The organism is Gallibacterium genomosp. 3, from assembly GCF_001678475.1.
GTDB lineage: Bacteria > Pseudomonadota > Gammaproteobacteria > Enterobacterales > Pasteurellaceae > Gallibacterium > Gallibacterium faecale.
In genome coordinates this window covers 57744-73248 of the sequence record NZ_JTJR01000045.1, presented here as the reverse complement: position 1 = coordinate 73248, position 15505 = coordinate 57744, and the positions used below count along the sequence as shown (strand labels likewise).

13 protein-coding genes and 1 CRISPR repeat array (1 of these 14 running past the window's edge) are annotated in these 15505 nt (G+C 34.4%); of the genes, 6 read left to right on the top strand and 7 right to left on the bottom strand.

Annotated features, from left to right (window positions below):
• Positions 1–64: 64 nt before the first annotated feature.
• From QV06_RS10230 to lptF, 3 genes are all read right to left on the bottom strand, one after another.
• On the bottom strand, positions 65–3712 hold the full coding sequence (locus QV06_RS10230; protein ID WP_065238047.1) for an autotransporter outer membrane beta-barrel domain-containing protein: 3648 nt from the start codon (positions 3710–3712) through the stop codon (positions 65–67).
• Between the two features lie 82 nt (positions 3713–3794).
• Positions 3795–4865 (bottom strand): LPS export ABC transporter permease LptG, encoded by a 1071-nt coding sequence (gene lptG / locus QV06_RS10225; protein WP_065238046.1) that lies wholly within the window; start codon positions 4863–4865, stop codon positions 3795–3797.
• Between the two features lies 1 nt (position 4866).
• Positions 4867–5967: an LPS export ABC transporter permease LptF gene (lptF, locus tag QV06_RS10220; protein WP_065238045.1), complete on the bottom strand. Its 1101-nt coding sequence runs from the start codon at positions 5965–5967 to the stop codon at positions 4867–4869.
• Between the two features lie 184 nt (positions 5968–6151).
• Here lptF and pepA point away from each other — a divergent pair, with 184 nt between their 5' ends.
• Positions 6152–7657 carry a leucyl aminopeptidase gene (pepA, locus tag QV06_RS10215; protein WP_065238044.1) on the top strand — a complete coding sequence of 502 codons (1506 nt, stop codon included), beginning with the start codon at positions 6152–6154 and terminating at the stop codon, positions 7655–7657.
• Between the two features lie 46 nt (positions 7658–7703).
• Here the strand turns inward: pepA and folB are convergent, their stop codons facing one another.
• A complete protein-coding gene (folB, locus tag QV06_RS10210; RefSeq protein ID WP_065238043.1) occupies positions 7704–8063 on the bottom strand; it encodes a dihydroneopterin aldolase in 360 nt (119 codons plus the stop codon).
• A gap of 96 nt (positions 8064–8159) precedes the next feature.
• Here folB and plsY point away from each other — a divergent pair, with 96 nt between their 5' ends.
• Positions 8160–8771: a glycerol-3-phosphate 1-O-acyltransferase PlsY gene (gene plsY, locus QV06_RS10205; RefSeq protein ID WP_065234281.1), complete on the top strand. Its 612-nt coding sequence runs from the start codon at positions 8160–8162 to the stop codon at positions 8769–8771.
• On the opposite strand, the gene QV06_RS10200 is transcribed toward plsY, so the two are convergent.
• The 3 genes from QV06_RS10200 to exbB are packed head-to-tail and all read right to left on the bottom strand — an operon-like array spanning position 8772 to position 10369.
• Complete coding sequence (locus QV06_RS10200) at positions 8772–9521, bottom strand: energy transducer TonB (RefSeq protein WP_065238042.1); 750 nt, start codon at positions 9519–9521, stop codon at positions 8772–8774. It abuts the gene before it with no gap.
• A complete protein-coding gene (gene exbD, locus QV06_RS10195) occupies positions 9521–9910 on the bottom strand; it encodes a TonB system transport protein ExbD (protein WP_065234283.1) in 390 nt (129 codons plus the stop codon). Before exbD ends, QV06_RS10200 begins: the two co-directional genes overlap by 1 nt.
• A 15-nt stretch (positions 9911–9925) precedes the next feature.
• On the bottom strand, positions 9926–10369 hold the full coding sequence (exbB, locus tag QV06_RS10190) for a TonB-system energizer ExbB (protein WP_065234284.1): 444 nt from the start codon (positions 10367–10369) through the stop codon (positions 9926–9928).
• Between the two features lie 600 nt (positions 10370–10969).
• On the opposite strand from exbB, the gene csy1 reads away from it, so the two are divergent.
• Genes csy1 through cas6f form a run of 4 tightly spaced genes read left to right on the top strand, consistent with a single transcriptional unit; the run spans position 10970 to position 14866 of the window.
• Positions 10970–12280, top strand: coding sequence for a type I-F CRISPR-associated protein Csy1 (gene csy1 / locus QV06_RS10185; RefSeq protein ID WP_065238041.1), 1311 nt, complete (start codon positions 10970–10972; stop codon positions 12278–12280).
• A gap of 8 nt (positions 12281–12288) precedes the next feature.
• Positions 12289–13296 carry a type I-F CRISPR-associated protein Csy2 gene (gene csy2 / locus QV06_RS10180; RefSeq protein WP_065238040.1) on the top strand — a complete coding sequence of 336 codons (1008 nt, stop codon included), beginning with the start codon at positions 12289–12291 and terminating at the stop codon, positions 13294–13296.
• A complete protein-coding gene (csy3, locus tag QV06_RS10175) occupies positions 13293–14294 on the top strand; it encodes a type I-F CRISPR-associated protein Csy3 (RefSeq protein ID WP_065238039.1) in 1002 nt (333 codons plus the stop codon). Before csy2 ends, csy3 begins: the two co-directional genes overlap by 4 nt.
• A 2-nt stretch (positions 14295–14296) precedes the next feature.
• Positions 14297–14866 carry a type I-F CRISPR-associated endoribonuclease Cas6/Csy4 gene (cas6f, locus tag QV06_RS10170; RefSeq protein WP_065238038.1) on the top strand — a complete coding sequence of 190 codons (570 nt, stop codon included), beginning with the start codon at positions 14297–14299 and terminating at the stop codon, positions 14864–14866.
• A 139-nt stretch (positions 14867–15005) separates the two neighbouring features.
• Positions 15006–15505: direct repeats of the CRISPR family, unit length 28 nt; unit sequence CTTCACTGCCGCATAGGCAGCTTAGAAA; it runs 117 nt beyond the window's last position.

The following is a 15505-nucleotide window of genomic DNA, read 5'->3' as shown; positions in this document are numbered from 1 at the left end:
CAAATTTGTCTATTACACCACAAGTTTTCATAAACTATTTAGTCCAGCTAAACATTCATTATTATTAAAAGAAATAAGAAATCCCTCCATTAATCTGTGAGTTCTTCCGATATCCATTTCTAAATGTATTTTCATTATTTAAATAGATTCTCACTGGACCATGAATATAAGAATAACCGACTCCAAATGTTTCCCAATACCCCTTATAATTTTTATCTGCTATAAAACTACCCGCTTGCTCATATATGCCTATATGCTGTTGAGCAAAAAATTCTTTATACCAGTTCATTAATAAAAATAAGCGATGCTTTTTCTCTATCTCAGTTCCCAACTCTAGCCCTATACGACCAATTACACTATGGATCTCACTATTATGTATAGAAGTTTCATAATTTGTTTGATATTGAGAAGATGATAGGTGAGTATATTGTAATTGTCCTTGTGGGCGAATAAATGGACGTAAAGTTTGCTTATCCCAAACTTTATCATATCCATGCTCAATACTTAGGCTAAATGCTCTATTTCTATAATGTCCTTGTAATGGTTCTTGATGATTAATCTGCTCAAAATCAAAACGAGTACCAATTTCTGATAAACGCATTACTAAGTCTGTATAACTACTCTGTCCTTTTTCTTTATCTTGATACCATGTGCTATATAATGAAATTCCTTTTCTTTCACTCTTTCCTGATGCTGGAACACCAAAGTGACGATCCTGAGCAGAAAAGAAATCAAGACTTACACCAAGCACATTTTTTATCAAATCTCTATCATATACATGGCTATAACCTAATTGATAGAAATGATTATGTTGCTTAAAATCCCCTTTTTTACTTGTTACATCATCCCAAGATCTCACCCATAAGCCATTTTTATGATTTCTAATCAGAAAACTCCCTACCCGTTTAGTATGCGTATCTAATTGCGTACCTAAAAGATAATTCATTTCATTAATATTTTGTATTACTAAAGGAAGATCTTCTGAAAATTGAGAAAATTTCTCAATATAGAAATTAACAGCATCATTACTATTATAATTATTAGCCACAAAGCTAGTACCAGGTTTATATAAAGTCATTACTTCACCATTATAAGCATTATTATAGCTACTATTATTTTGTAATTGATCTTTTGTTAATAGTTCACCAACTATTTGTCCAGCATCACTTCTATTATTAATATCATTAACACTGTATCGAGTAAGTTTAATCCCTAAACGATAAAGTCCTGTAACTGGGTTATACTCTGGTTCTGAAAGTTTAAATTCATCTCCTCTAACATTAGCATCTATAGTAGCAAAACGAACCTTATCACCCGCCCTCATACTATTGGCAACTTCATCATAATTACTAATCATAATTGTGGTATATAATGGCGATGAATTTTGATCAGCTGTTATATCTCTCCTTGTTCTAGGCTGTTTATAACCATTTTTAATATATAACATATCACTATCATTACCATTTTTGCTTAGCTTCATGACAATAGTATTTTCACCAGATAATGTTCCAATATGTAAAGATTTTGCTTTATTACTGAAAGGTTTAAATCGTTGTTCAAGAAAAATATCCGCTGTCTGTTTTACAGTTATAGGTACAATTGATTCATCTGGAGCAATAGTCGCATCTGGAAGATTGAATGAATCTTTTACTACCTGTGCAGCATCAGTGATATCTTGAGTTTGTGCTAGATAAATACGACCTTTACCTGATAATTTAGTAATCCAACTTTGATAAGGAATTGCCCATTTACTATTATTTCCTAAATCAATATTAATCGCACCACTATGATTAATCAGTATAGGTATCTCCGTTTCAGAAAGTAATTTAGATGATGGGTCAACAGCTCCATCAGTATTTAAATTAGGTTTAGTAACAGTTAATTTCCGTAAAACGCCATTATGAACAAATACTTTTGGATCACGTATTTCACCTGAAGGCAATACACCACTATAATCATCAGCGGCACCTAACCAAATACTATTTTCCCCCAAATTATACTCAATTATTCCAGTATTATTTGCTATTGCAGATCCTAACAAATAGCTAGTACCTGATACTGTAGCTTTAGTACCTTCAACATTAGGTATCTGTGATTGATCGCTGATAGAACTTCTATCAAAATAAATATCTTGACCATTAGCATCAATAGTTCCAAAGATTTTATTAATATTGTCTGCTGAATTTTCTACTGTAATTCTACCACCAGCAGCTACACTTAATGCCGTTGGAAATCTACTTTGCTTGGTTAGAAAAGGTGCAATAATATTATCGCCTTGAATTATTACTTCTGAATAAATATTTGAATCATTATCTACTGAATGAGAAAGTACCGTTCCCTGCAAATAATTAGCACCACTTAATACAATTTTCCCTCCATTAAAAGCTTGTAATTCTGTAGCAGGATATGTAAATGTTAAACCATTAGGATTTCTCAATATACCTCTCTTATTTATATTTAATTGAGCTCCTGTGATCTTGCTACCAGTACTAATCTCTGGCATTTTCCCTATAAAACTCTTTATTCCTCTTAAACTTATAGATCCATCACCTACAAATCCTTGCTTAATTAAAGTTGTTCCTAAAAATTGTGCCTGAGCTGTCTGAGCAATAGACTTAGTTTTATCCCCTTGTATAATTAAATTATTAATTGTGGCAATAGTTGATTGTCGCGAGGATAAAAAAGCAGTATCACTCAAATAAACATTATTTAAATTCGTTACGCCTCTAAGCTCTCCATTACTATTTTGATGAAATGACAATATATTATCTGAACTAATAGTTTTTCCTTCTTCACCAAGATCTAAGTAAACTGTTCCTTTATTCAATTCATTTGTTACTTGAATATTAGGCAACCTCCCCTCCTTGATCTGAAAATTACTACGATCAATAGAAATTAATACATTCTCTAAATTTGTACCAGATAGCTTATTAATTATAACTCGAGAGTTAAAATTATTATTGGTTGGAGAAGTAGCTACCTTTATATTTAATTTCTTTTGATTACTAGCGGGTAAACCAATAAGTTCTAAATGATTAGCATCAAAATATGCATCTGTAATATTAATTGATGGATTATTAGTATCTTGTTCTGAAGATGAGGATAGATTATTGATATTATTTGATACTGCTTCACCTGAGTAATGGAAAACTAAATGATTAAACGCATTTACCCCCCCCCTTACAAAAAGTTGTCTATTGACAATAATCGGTGCTTCTCCCGAAAATGTGATCTTTCTATTATTATTATTGATAAGATTTTTTATTATTGCACCTTGCTGAAATATAAAGTTAGCAGTAGTGCCAGAAAATAAACTTATTGTATTAATATTAGTTTCACCTCTAACTTCTATCTTTATAGAGTCTGTAGGGGCACTTAGTTGATACTTTCGTAACTGCCCTACTATTAAATTTTTATTAAATAATAAATTACCTTTATTAGCATCAAAATTATTAATTGTTGTTACTCCCTCAAAAGCAGTATTTTCTACAGAATTAGTATTCAGTGTTAACGTTCTAATTTGTAACGGATCTGCTGAAAAAACTGCATTACCTAAATCTTTAATCACAACAGAGCCATATTCATTTTCTGAGGCAGACTGATTAGGAGATGTTACATTTAAATCATTTCCTGCTGCAACTGCTATTGTAGAAAGGTTTGCGACTCCAAAAGGAAAGATCAGCATAAATGGAGAAAGATGTTTTATATTCATAGCTTTTTACTCTTTGTAACTCAAAATAATTCGATTTAATAAATGGCTATCACTTATTGGGAAATAATCATTCACTTTAACTTTAATATTGTTTATGCACCATTAACCACCAAATAATCACCGCAAAAAAGACACTTGGTGCTAATGCTCCAATAATAGGTGGAATACTATAAACTAAGCTTAATGGCCCAAATACCTCATCTAACACATAGAATGTAAAACCACAACAAATCCCTGTCACAACTCGTACACCCGGCGTCACACTACGTAATGGCCCAAAAATAAAAGATAACGCTAACAGCATCATCACGCTAATTGAGATTGGCTGTAAAATCTTACGCCAATAAGTGAGTTCAAATGTTTTCGTATCTTGCCCTGTACTTTTGAGAAATTGAATATATTCCGATAGTCCACTAATCGACAACATACTTGGACGCAACGACACAATCCCCAATTTATCGGGAGTAATACTAGTTTTCCACACTTGGTTTAAATAGTTTTTATTCGTCACTTTATCTTGATCAAGCAACGATTCTGAAATTTGATTAAAACGCCACTCATTATTTCGATAAATCGCTCGATTTGCTTGACTTAATTTAACTAAATTACGTTGCTGATCAAATTGATAAATATATATGCCTTCTAATTCATTCTCTTTTGGTACATTTTGAATATAAACAAAATTATTACCATCTTTAGCCCAAACAGAACCTTTTACCGATAATAAAGAACCACCTGTTAATGACTTATAACGCATTTCCCGAGCAAACTGTTCAGTTTGTGGAATCCCCCATTCCCCTAATGCCATATTTAACACAATCAATGGAACCGCTGTTTTCATCACCGCCATTCCAATTTGGAAACGAGAAAAACCTGAAGCTTGCATAACCACTAGTTCACTATTAGATGCTAAAGTACCTAAGCCAATTAATGCACCTAATAGCGCAGCCATTGGGAAAAAGGTTTCAATATCTTTTGGAATCGTCAATAACGTATAAGCTACCGCTTTTAACGTATCATAATTCCCTTCGCCAATAGCACGAAATTGTTCAACAAATTTGATAATTGCCGATAAGCCAACCAATAAAAATAAAGTAACAAAAATGGTAGCTAAAATAGTTCTACCTATATAACGATCTAAGGCATTAAACATCTTATTTACCTCTTGCTACATTACGTTTAAATGGGCGTAACAATGTAGATCTTACACTGGTGGAGTTCAAAATAATTCCGAGTATTAAGAAAGCGATATTCACTGCAATCATCCAGTGGTGAGCAGCTAATTTGCCATTAATTCCCGCAGTTTTTAATGAACTTTGTAATAAGAAATAGATTAAATAAAGTAAGAGTGCAGGCAACACTTTAGCAAAACGACCTTGGCGTGGATTCACTTTACTTAAAGGAATCGCAATTAACATCATTAAAGGGACAGCCAAAAATAGATTAATCCGCCAAACAATCTCGGCTTTCGCTTTTGCTGAAGAATCTGCTAGCAAGGTATGACTATCTTGCATATCTAAATCGGTTTCATTATTTTGCACCTGATTAAACGTTAAAAATGCTAAATAATCTGTAAAGTGAGTAATCCGAAATTCGGGCAATGTTGCACTTCCCTCAAAACGCTCACCATTTTTTAACGATAATACTTGTCCACCATCTGCTGCTGTTGTAAAGGTACCTTGCTCTGCTACCACAACTGAAGGTTTGACTTTCCCCACTTGTTTTGTTTGGAACAGATAAATATCCGAGAGTTCATCTCCTTTTACTTTCTCAACAAATAGAACAAAATCCCCTTTACTTGAAGTAATAAATTGTCCCGGAGTAATCGCGGATGCACTTGGATTTGCTTTTGCACTTTCAACCACATCTACCTGTTTTTTTAATGCCCATGGAGTTAAATATAGTGAATTATACGCAGCAACACTGGCGGTAATTACCGAAAGCAAAATACCAACTTTAATCAGTGCTTCTGGCCCAATTCCACACGCCTGCATTACAGTAATTTCACTTTCGCTATATAAACGCCCTAATGTGAGTAATAAAGCTAAGAATAGACTTAATGGCAACATTAATTGTGCCATAGTGGGCATACCTAATCCTAATAACGGCAGAATCACATCAACAGGCACATTTCCATTAACGGCTGAACCAAGAACTCGCACAAGCTGCTGTGCTAAAAAAATGACGAGTAAAATGAATAAAATAGCCAACTGGCTCTTTAATGTTTCTCTAATTAGATATTTTGTTAAAATCACGTCGTTTGGCCTATGTTTTCTCTCTATTTTTACTTGATTTTTTTACAAAAAACGATACTTTAAAAGACAATTTTATCTAGATGGCGTCGTTATGTTTTTTCCCCATAAAACATAATTTACAGCGGCATATAATACCTTGTTTCGATGCCTAACAACAATAGAAATCATAATTAAGGATGTGAATATGGAATTTAGCGTCAAAAATGGCAGTATTGAAAAACAGCGCACCGCTTGCTTAGTCGTTGGTGTATTTGAACCTCGTCGTCTTTCTAGTTCTGCTGAACAGTTAGATATAATTAGTGAAGGCTACATCAGCGCATTATTACGACGTGGTGATATTGAAGGAAAGGTTGGACAAACCTTACTACTACACCATGTACCAAATATCTCTGCCGATCGCATTCTTCTTGTTGGTTGTGGTAAAGAGCGAGAATTAAATGATCGTCAATATAAACAAATTATCCAACAAACCGTAAAAGTGTTAAATGACACTGGCTCAATGGAAGCTGTTTGTTATTTGACAGGTTTACATATCAAAGGACGCAACACCTATTGGAATGTTCGTTTTGCTGTCGAAGCAGCGCAAGAAACACTTTATAGTTTTAATGACTTTAAGAGTATTAAACCTGAAACTCGACGCGAATTGCGTAAAATCGTCTTTAATGTTCCTTCTCGTCGTGAATTACCTTTAGCGGAAAGTGCTATTCAACACGCAGTAGCAATTAGTGCAGGTATTAAAGCAGCTAAAGATTTAGCCAATACTCCACCAAATATTTGTACACCCCATCACCTTGCAGATAAAGCCATTGAATTAGCACAATCCTATTCATCAATTCAAAGTCACGTTGTTGATGAACAACAAATGGAAAAATTAGGAATGAAATCCTATTTAGCCGTTTCTCAAGGTGCACGCAATGAAGCCTTTATGTCAATTATTGAATTTAAGAATAACCCTGATCCAAACGCAAAACCGATTGTATTAGTCGGTAAAGGGCTTACTTTTGACTCTGGTGGTATCTCAATTAAGCCAGCTGCGGGTATGGACGAAATGAAATATGATATGTGTGGTGCGGCAACAGTTTATGGTGTGATGAAAGCTGTTGCTGAATTAAATTTACCACTCAATATTATTGGTGTTTTAGCAGGTTGTGAAAATATGCCTGGAGGCAATGCTTATCGCCCAGGAGATATTTTAACCACCATGTCTGGTTTAACAGTTGAAGTATTAAATACAGATGCTGAAGGGCGTTTAGTATTATGTGATGCATTGACTTATGTTGAACGCTTTGAACCAGAAACTGTGATTGATATTGCAACCTTGACTGGTGCTTGCGTTGTTGCCTTAGGTAGTGTTAATAGTGGCTTATTCTCACCGGTAAATACATTAGCCAACGAGCTTCAAAATGCAGCCGATCTTTCTACTGATAAGGCGTGGCGTTTACCGATGAATGATGAATATAATGAGTTGTTAAAATCTAACTTTGCCGATTTAGCTAATGTAGGTGGACGCTGGGGAGGTGCTGTTACCGCAACGTGTTTCTTAGCAAACTTCACCAAAAAATATAATTGGGCGCATTTAGATATTGCAGGAACTGCTTGGCAACAAGGTGCAAATAAAGGGGCGACTGGTCGTCCAGTTTCCTTATTAGTACAATTTTTATTAAATCGTGCTGATATTAAATTTGAATAATCTAAAAATGGGAAAGTGGTTATAACACTTTCCCTTTACTTTTTTTCTACTGAAAACTTTTCTCTACAACAATCCCCACAGATTTTGCTTGTGCAACTGCATCAGGCTTTCTTAATTTCAAACGAATATGTTTAATCTGAAAATGTTGATGTAATTGCTCAATAACTTCATAGGCTACACGCTCAATTAATAAAAAAGCACGTTTTTCAACATAATTTAGGATAAATTCGCTCACTTCTGCGTAATTTAAACAATATTGGACATCGTCTGTCTTTGCAGCTTGCTCACTATCCCAAGTCATCTCAAGATCAAAGATCAGCTTCTGCTTAATTTTTTGTTCCCAATCATAAACGCCAATTTGTGTAAATGCCATTAATTCTTCAATAAAAATATACTCTTGCGACATTGATGTTTTTTCCTTGTTTAATCAGAAATTCAGATGCTTATCTTATCAATTTTGATACAATACACGAAAGCTAAAATGCGTAAAAAGGAAAATTCTATGAGTTTATTTGCTATTTGTTATATGTTGATTGCCTATTTTATTGGTTCAATTTCTAGTGCAATTATTCTCTGTAAACTTTTCCAACTTCCCGATCCTCGTGAAAATGGTTCTCACAATCCAGGAGCAACCAATGTATTACGTATTGGTGGACGACTTCCTGCATTATTCGTCTTAATCTTCGATATTTTAAAAGGTATGCTGCCTGTATGGCTTGGCTATTATTTACATCTTACCCAATTTGAACTTGGTATGGTGGCATTAGGGGCGTGTTTAGGGCATATTTTCCCAATCTATTATCGTTTTCGTGGAGGGAAAGGCGTTGCAACAGCATTTGGCGCTATTGCACCTATTGGTTGGTCAGTTGCTGGCTTTATGTTGGGGGTTTGGCTATGTGTCTTTTTAGTAACAGGTTATTCTTCATTAAGTGCCGTCATTGCTGCATTAACCATTCCTTTTTATGTATGGTGGTTTCGACCTGAATTTACCTTTCCAACTGCATTAGTTTGCTGTCTTCTTATCTATCGTCATCATGATAATATTCAACGGTTATGGCGAGGACAAGAAGACAAAATGTGGGATAAACTGAAAAATAAAAATAAGAAAAACTAATTAGCGCAACATAAATTTAATTGGAATCTTCTGTTCTGCTGATAAACCAGCAGGTCTAGCACCAACACTTTTCGCTTGAGCCACAGCATCTAACGCTAATTGATCTAACTCCTCATACCCAGAAGAACGATGTAATCGTACATTCTGAATCGAGCCATCTGTCATCAAACTAAATTCAACAACAACTGTCCCTTGACGCCGCAACATTCTCGCACGTTGAGAATAGCGTTTATGTTTCTCGATTTCTCGGCGTAATGCAGAACGATAGGCGGCTAATTCATCACTACTTGCACCTTGCCCTTGTAAATTTGGTTGCTGCGTAGTAACAGGTGCACCCTGTGCTTTAGACTGTATTTGTGGCTGAGGTTTGCGTTGATGTTCCCGTTTAGTCTGCTCACGTTTGTGATGTTTTCGCTTTTCCACTTTTTTAGGCTGTTCTACCTCTTTTTTAGGTTTTTCCATAAGCTGTTTGGTAGTGGGATCGGGAATTATCTCTTTTTTCGGCTCTGGTTTTGGCTCAGGTTCAGGTTCAGGTTCAGGTTTTACAGTTTCTTCTATTGGTTCAGGCTCTACCTTTTCTTCTGCAACAACATTTGCCGTCAATAATTCCATTGAAATTGTTGGTGAAAGCTCGCCACTAACGCTGTTCGCTGTCTGATCATGATCAAATGACCAAACAGCGCCTGCAAATAAAGCACTATAAATAGAAATTGTCACATAAAATGCCGGCTTAGTGTAATGCTGAGACACTAGTTTGCTCCTTTCTCTTTTGTTGTCACAATTGCTACATTTTTAATTTCATTTTTACCTAATAAATCGGTAATAGTGACAAACTCTTGAAATGTTGCTTCAGAATCTACTTTAAGTGTTACTTTTTGTGTTTTATCCCAAGTTGCGACTTCTTTTTCTAACGCTGCTTTATCGATCGGTTTGTCATTAAAATAGAGTTGCCCATCTTTAGTCACGGTTAATAATTTGGCTAATTCATCGGACTTAAATGCCACTGTACTACTCGCTTTTGGCACATTGACTTTAATCTTCCCCTGTGAAATAAAAGACGCTGTAATTAATACTATTGCCAATAACACCAGCATAATGTCTATAAAAGGAATAATATTAATTTCATCAAATTTTTTCATAATTGACTGCCTATACTATTGATGAGTTTGCAAAGATTTCCACTGTAAACGTTTCACTTCTACCTTTCTGCCTAATCCGTTGTAGAACATCATTGATGGAATAGCGACTAAAATCCCCACTGCAGTTGCTTTTAGTGCTAATGAAAGGTGTAACATAATTGCACTTGCATCAATATCTCCGCCAGACTGCCCTAATTGATAGAAAGTTAATAAAATCCCAATTACAGTCCCTAACAAACCAACATAGGGTGCATTAGCACCAATAGAAGAGATAATCGTAAGATGGCGAGTCAGATCAATTTCTAAATCATGGATATTTTGATACTTTTTAATATCAATTTTATTGAGGAAAAAAATACGCTCAATCACCATCCACACCATCACAAAACTCATTAAAGCTAATAAGCCTAAAATAATGTAATCAATATACTGCTGTAAAAAATTAAATAGGTTATCCATCTTATTTCCTTAAAAAACAAAGAAATATAAGGCGTGGAGTAACACACCTTATATTACACTTATAATATCAATCATAAGGGGTTTAAATAAGCGAGAACCATTATCATTAAAACAAGATCTTTTTCAAGATTATTTTGCGAATTATTATCATTAATATATAAAACCTAATTTATCTGTTGATTTTTTAACAAAGAAAAATGAAATGTCATCAAATCCACATGAATAATAAGCGATAAGACGGTAAGAGCTAACAAGAAAAAACAGTAAAAACATAGAATATAGAGAAAAAAGGAGGCAATTAATTTTACTTAATTACCTCCTTGAGTAAGGACTACTTGTTCAGTAGTAAGGAACCAATAAAAAATTGATTATTTTCTAAACTATCTGTACGATAGAAAGGCTGTTCTTATTAATAAAAATACTTCTATTACATAGAACAGAAAATCTATACTAATTAAAGAACTAATTATTTTCAATCTAGCTTATTAGATATAATAATCCATAATTAATTTATTTTTTGACTTTTATAAAGTTGCTAAAAATAAAAAAGCGTATATAATGCGAAATATAGAACATCATCATTCACTTAAGAGGTTCTCTATGTTAAGTAATCTTATTCATACCTATCTAACAGATTTATCTACCAAAAAGATAGAAGATGAACGTAAAAAACTTGCCAAAGCTACTTCCCCAACTAAAATCGCCGAAATAGAGCAGAAAATACAAGAAATACAACAAAAATATTTACCTGAAAACTGGCTTAATGACGCTGCTAATCGGATGGCAAAACAAATCTCCTTTTCTACTCATCTCTCTAAACCTATTCACCCAGATTCAAAAGGAAATAATGTCAATTTTAGACAAACCGTATTACACCAATTTGTTGGATCACAACTTGTTTCGAAAAATATTCTTGATGCAAGTGGAAATGCTGCTGCCCTACCTTTAGCCGCATTTTTAAATATGATTGTTGATGAAAAAGAGAATTTACGATTACGAGATCTTTTATTGATAGATTCGCCTTTATTAAAAAAGACTTTTTCCTCAGATGAACAACTATCTGATTTTTACAAACATCAATTTCAAAAAGTATTACTAAATGACATCACAGAACCCATAACTTATGAAAGAAATAAACAACTACTCTGGCCAACTGAGCCTGAAAAAATAACTTCCGATCACTATTATTGTCTTATCCCTTTATATCCAACTGTCTTGACACATACTGTTTATAATAAAATCCAACAATTACGCTTCTCCGAAGAAACTAAAATTGCCAAAGAAAATCGTAAAAAAGACAACGATGAAGTTATTCAACAACGTTATGCCACAATCAATGATTTAGCGATTATTAAATTAGGCTCATCCAAACCACAGAACATTTCTCAATTGAATAATCAACAAGGCGGCAAACATTATCTACTCCCTTCTTTACCACCTATTTTTTCATCATCATACAAATCTACGAACAATACGATTTTTGACAATGATCTCTATTGGCAATGTAAGCCTTTCTTTGAGCATTTATTTGAAGTCGTATTAGCAGAAAAAAATGTTTATACCGAACGAGATAAACGAAAAGAAGCCATAACCCAAATGATTGAAGCTATCTTCAGTATTGCCAAACTTTACCAGCAACGTATTCCAGGTTGGAGTAAAGATTATCAATTTATGAACGTTAACCAGAAATATTGGTTAGATCCTGAACGAGGAGAACTTGAGGGGGAAGAAATGTTTAAATCGGAACAAGAAAAAGAGGACTGGCACAATGAAGTCGCTAAACAATTTGCAGGTTGGGTCAATCATCATCTCAAACAGCGTTTTAAAAGAATTACCTCCGACTTCTCTGTCCCTGAATTTAATGAATGGCGTAGAATCTTTAAACGCAAATTAAAACAGCAACAACACTAGGAGTTTTTATGTCAGAAGCAAATTTTTATCTCCTGTTTAAACATATCAAAATTCATCAAGCAAATGCTATTTCCAGTCCATTAACTTATGGCTTTCCTGCAATCAGTGGTTTTGTTGGTGCGATTCATAACTTAAGCAGAAAAATACAAAGCTATTATCCAGAAGTATCATTAAATGGAGTATTAATTGCTTGTCATCATTATGAATTACAAGCTTATCGCTCACACCGATATACAGATTACACCTTTAATCAATCTCGAAATCCATTAAAGAAAGATGGTAATAATGCGCCTATTATTGAAGAAGGAAAAATCCATTTAGATATTCATTTAGTTGTAGAGGTTATGACAACCCAAGACTTTCAAGACACACTTGCTAAGCCTGACAAAGCAGCTGAATTTACCAATTATCTTGCACAATTATTAGCACAACAAAGAATCGCTGGTGGAAGTGTACTAGAAATTCCTACTGTTGAACTGTTTAAACCTTCAGCCAGCGATCACATTTTACGCAGTATCCAACCTGCATTTGTATTAATCGATGCCAATAAGCATCTATTAGCCATTACTAAAGAATTACAAACTGGTATTAAGCACCATATTGTCAATGATGAAGTGACAATGATGAAAGATCAACAAAATCAGCCACTTTCCTCTTTTTATACTGCTAATCCAAATGCGACTGCATTAGATGCGTTACTTGAAATAGCGTGCTTGCATCATATTCCAACTCAATCAGAAAAAAATACAGAATGGAATGTACATAGTGCCAAACAAGAACGTGGTTGGTTAGTTCCTATTCCTATTGGATATCAAGGTATCTACCCTAAATTTGAGGCTGGAGAATTACAACATAGCAGATCCCCACATTACCCTAGTCAATACGTTGAAGTTATTTATGGTTTAGGACAATGGGTATTTCCTTATCATCTTAAAGAAAGATTTAGCCAATATTTCTGGCGTTATACCCATACACAAGAGAATTTATTTTTATTCACTCAAGGAGAAGCACAATGACCAAACTTATTACCGCTACTGTTCTTGCTTTTGAACGTCGTCTAGATATTTCTGATGCTATATTTTTCCAAAAATCGGCATCATCTAATCAATTATTTCCTATAAAAATTACTGAAAAAGCCGTAAGAGGCACAATTTCTAACCGTCTTAAAAATGCAATTTCTAATGATCCAACAAAATTAGATGCTGAAATTGATAAACCTAATTTACAAACTGTTGATGTTGCTGCTTTAGATCACACTAAAGATACACTGGTTGTACAATGGAGCTGTAAAGTGCTTCCTTTCGCAGGTAAACCAAATGTTTGTAATAATCCTGAATATCAGACTGCGCTTGAAACAACCATACAAGACTATTTAGAAAAAACAGGTACCAAAGAATTATCCTATCGTTATGCTTATAACATTATCAATGGTCGCTGGCTATGGCGTAATCGAATGGGAGCAGAGCATATTAAAATTTCTGTCACCATAGATGATGAAACCCTCAAATTTACCGATGTGAAGCAACTTTCCTTAAATAACTTTAGTTATCAAGATCCACAATTAACCAAACTTATTGACTATATTGAGAAAGGATTTAAAGGTGAACAATTTGTTCTAATTAAAGTAGAAGCTGAAGTAAAAGTTGGTGAAGGACAAGAGGTCTATCCTTCACAAGAGTTAGTGCTTGATAATTCAAACACAAACAATAGAAAAAGTAAGATTCTATATCAAGTAAATGGTATTGCTGGAATGCACTCACAAAAAATTGGCAACGCAATTCGTACCATTGATACTTGGTATGATAATAACGCACAATTCCCTATTCCAGCTGAACCTTATGGTGCAGTAACTAATCTGGGAAAAGCTTTCCGTCAACCTAAACAAAAAATGGATTTCTATTCCCTATTTGATAACTGGATCTTAAATGGAAAAGCACCTAGTTTGGAGCAGCAATATTATGTTATTAGTGTTCTAATTCGTGGTGGTGTATTCGGTGCAAGTGGTAAGGAGTAGATATGAGTCAACTCACACACTATATTGAGCTAGAGGCCATTCCACAGCTTGAAATCAAACATTCTGATGTGATGGCTTATGCGATGCAAACACTACATCAACTCCTGCCATTTTTTGATGGCAGGATAGGAATAGGCTTTCCACAATATCAGCAAAATTATGGTTTAGGCTGGAAAATTCGCCTTTTCGGTACTGAAATGGATTTAGATTTTATTGCATTACAGTTAGATCCATTACAAGATTATTTTATAATCAATGCAATTACTCCTGTTCCTGAAAAAACAACTGCTGTTCGTTACCAAAGAATTCAACATAAGGGTAATAGTGCATTAAAACGAGCTGAAAAGCGGATGAAAGAAAAAGGTAATTTTTCTGATGCAGTTTTAGAAAATATGCGTCTAAAACAACAGCAGGTAAAAAGATACCCTCATGTATTTTTGAAAAGCGCGAGTACTAAGCAAACTAAGATGTTACTAGAAATAAAACGTGTAGTTTGTAGTGAACATCGAGATGGGTTATTTACCGGTTATGGGTTAAGTAAAGAAGCAATTGCAACTACACCACATTTTTAATATAGAAAACCCTTTTTTTTGAGCAAAAATATATATTTTAAAAATCAAACACTTATATAAGACCTCAAAAAAAGGGTATTTTTGATTAAAATGCTCTTTAACAGTTTATTTATCTTATTTGTAAGGGGTTTGATCTCTACTTCACTGCCGCATAGGCAGCTTAGAAATTTTTCCGCCAGTTTTTGAAATTTGTTTTGAACTTCACTGCCGCATAGGCAGCTTAGAAATGATACTGGATTTAAATAACACTTCACTGCCGCATAGGCAGCTTAGAAAACGAATCGTTTTTTATAATGGCCGCATAGCAACTTCACTGCCGCATAGGCAGCTTAGAAAGATTTATGCTGCGATTAGACCAGGTGCGATTACTTCACTGCCGCATAGGCAGCTTAGAAATACCGGCAACGCTTTTTTTCCTGCTTCAATGGCTTCACTGCCGCATAGGCAGCTTAGAAAGTCATCCGCTAATTTATAGCGTGGGTATTTGCCTTCACTGCCGCATAGGCAGCTTAGAAAATTAGGAAATCTATGTTTATGCTTTTTAATTTCTTCACTGCCGCATAGGCAGCTTAGAAAGACAACCCATTATGGTTCACTGAGGGCGGAAACTTCACTGCCGCATAGGCAGCTTAGAAAATC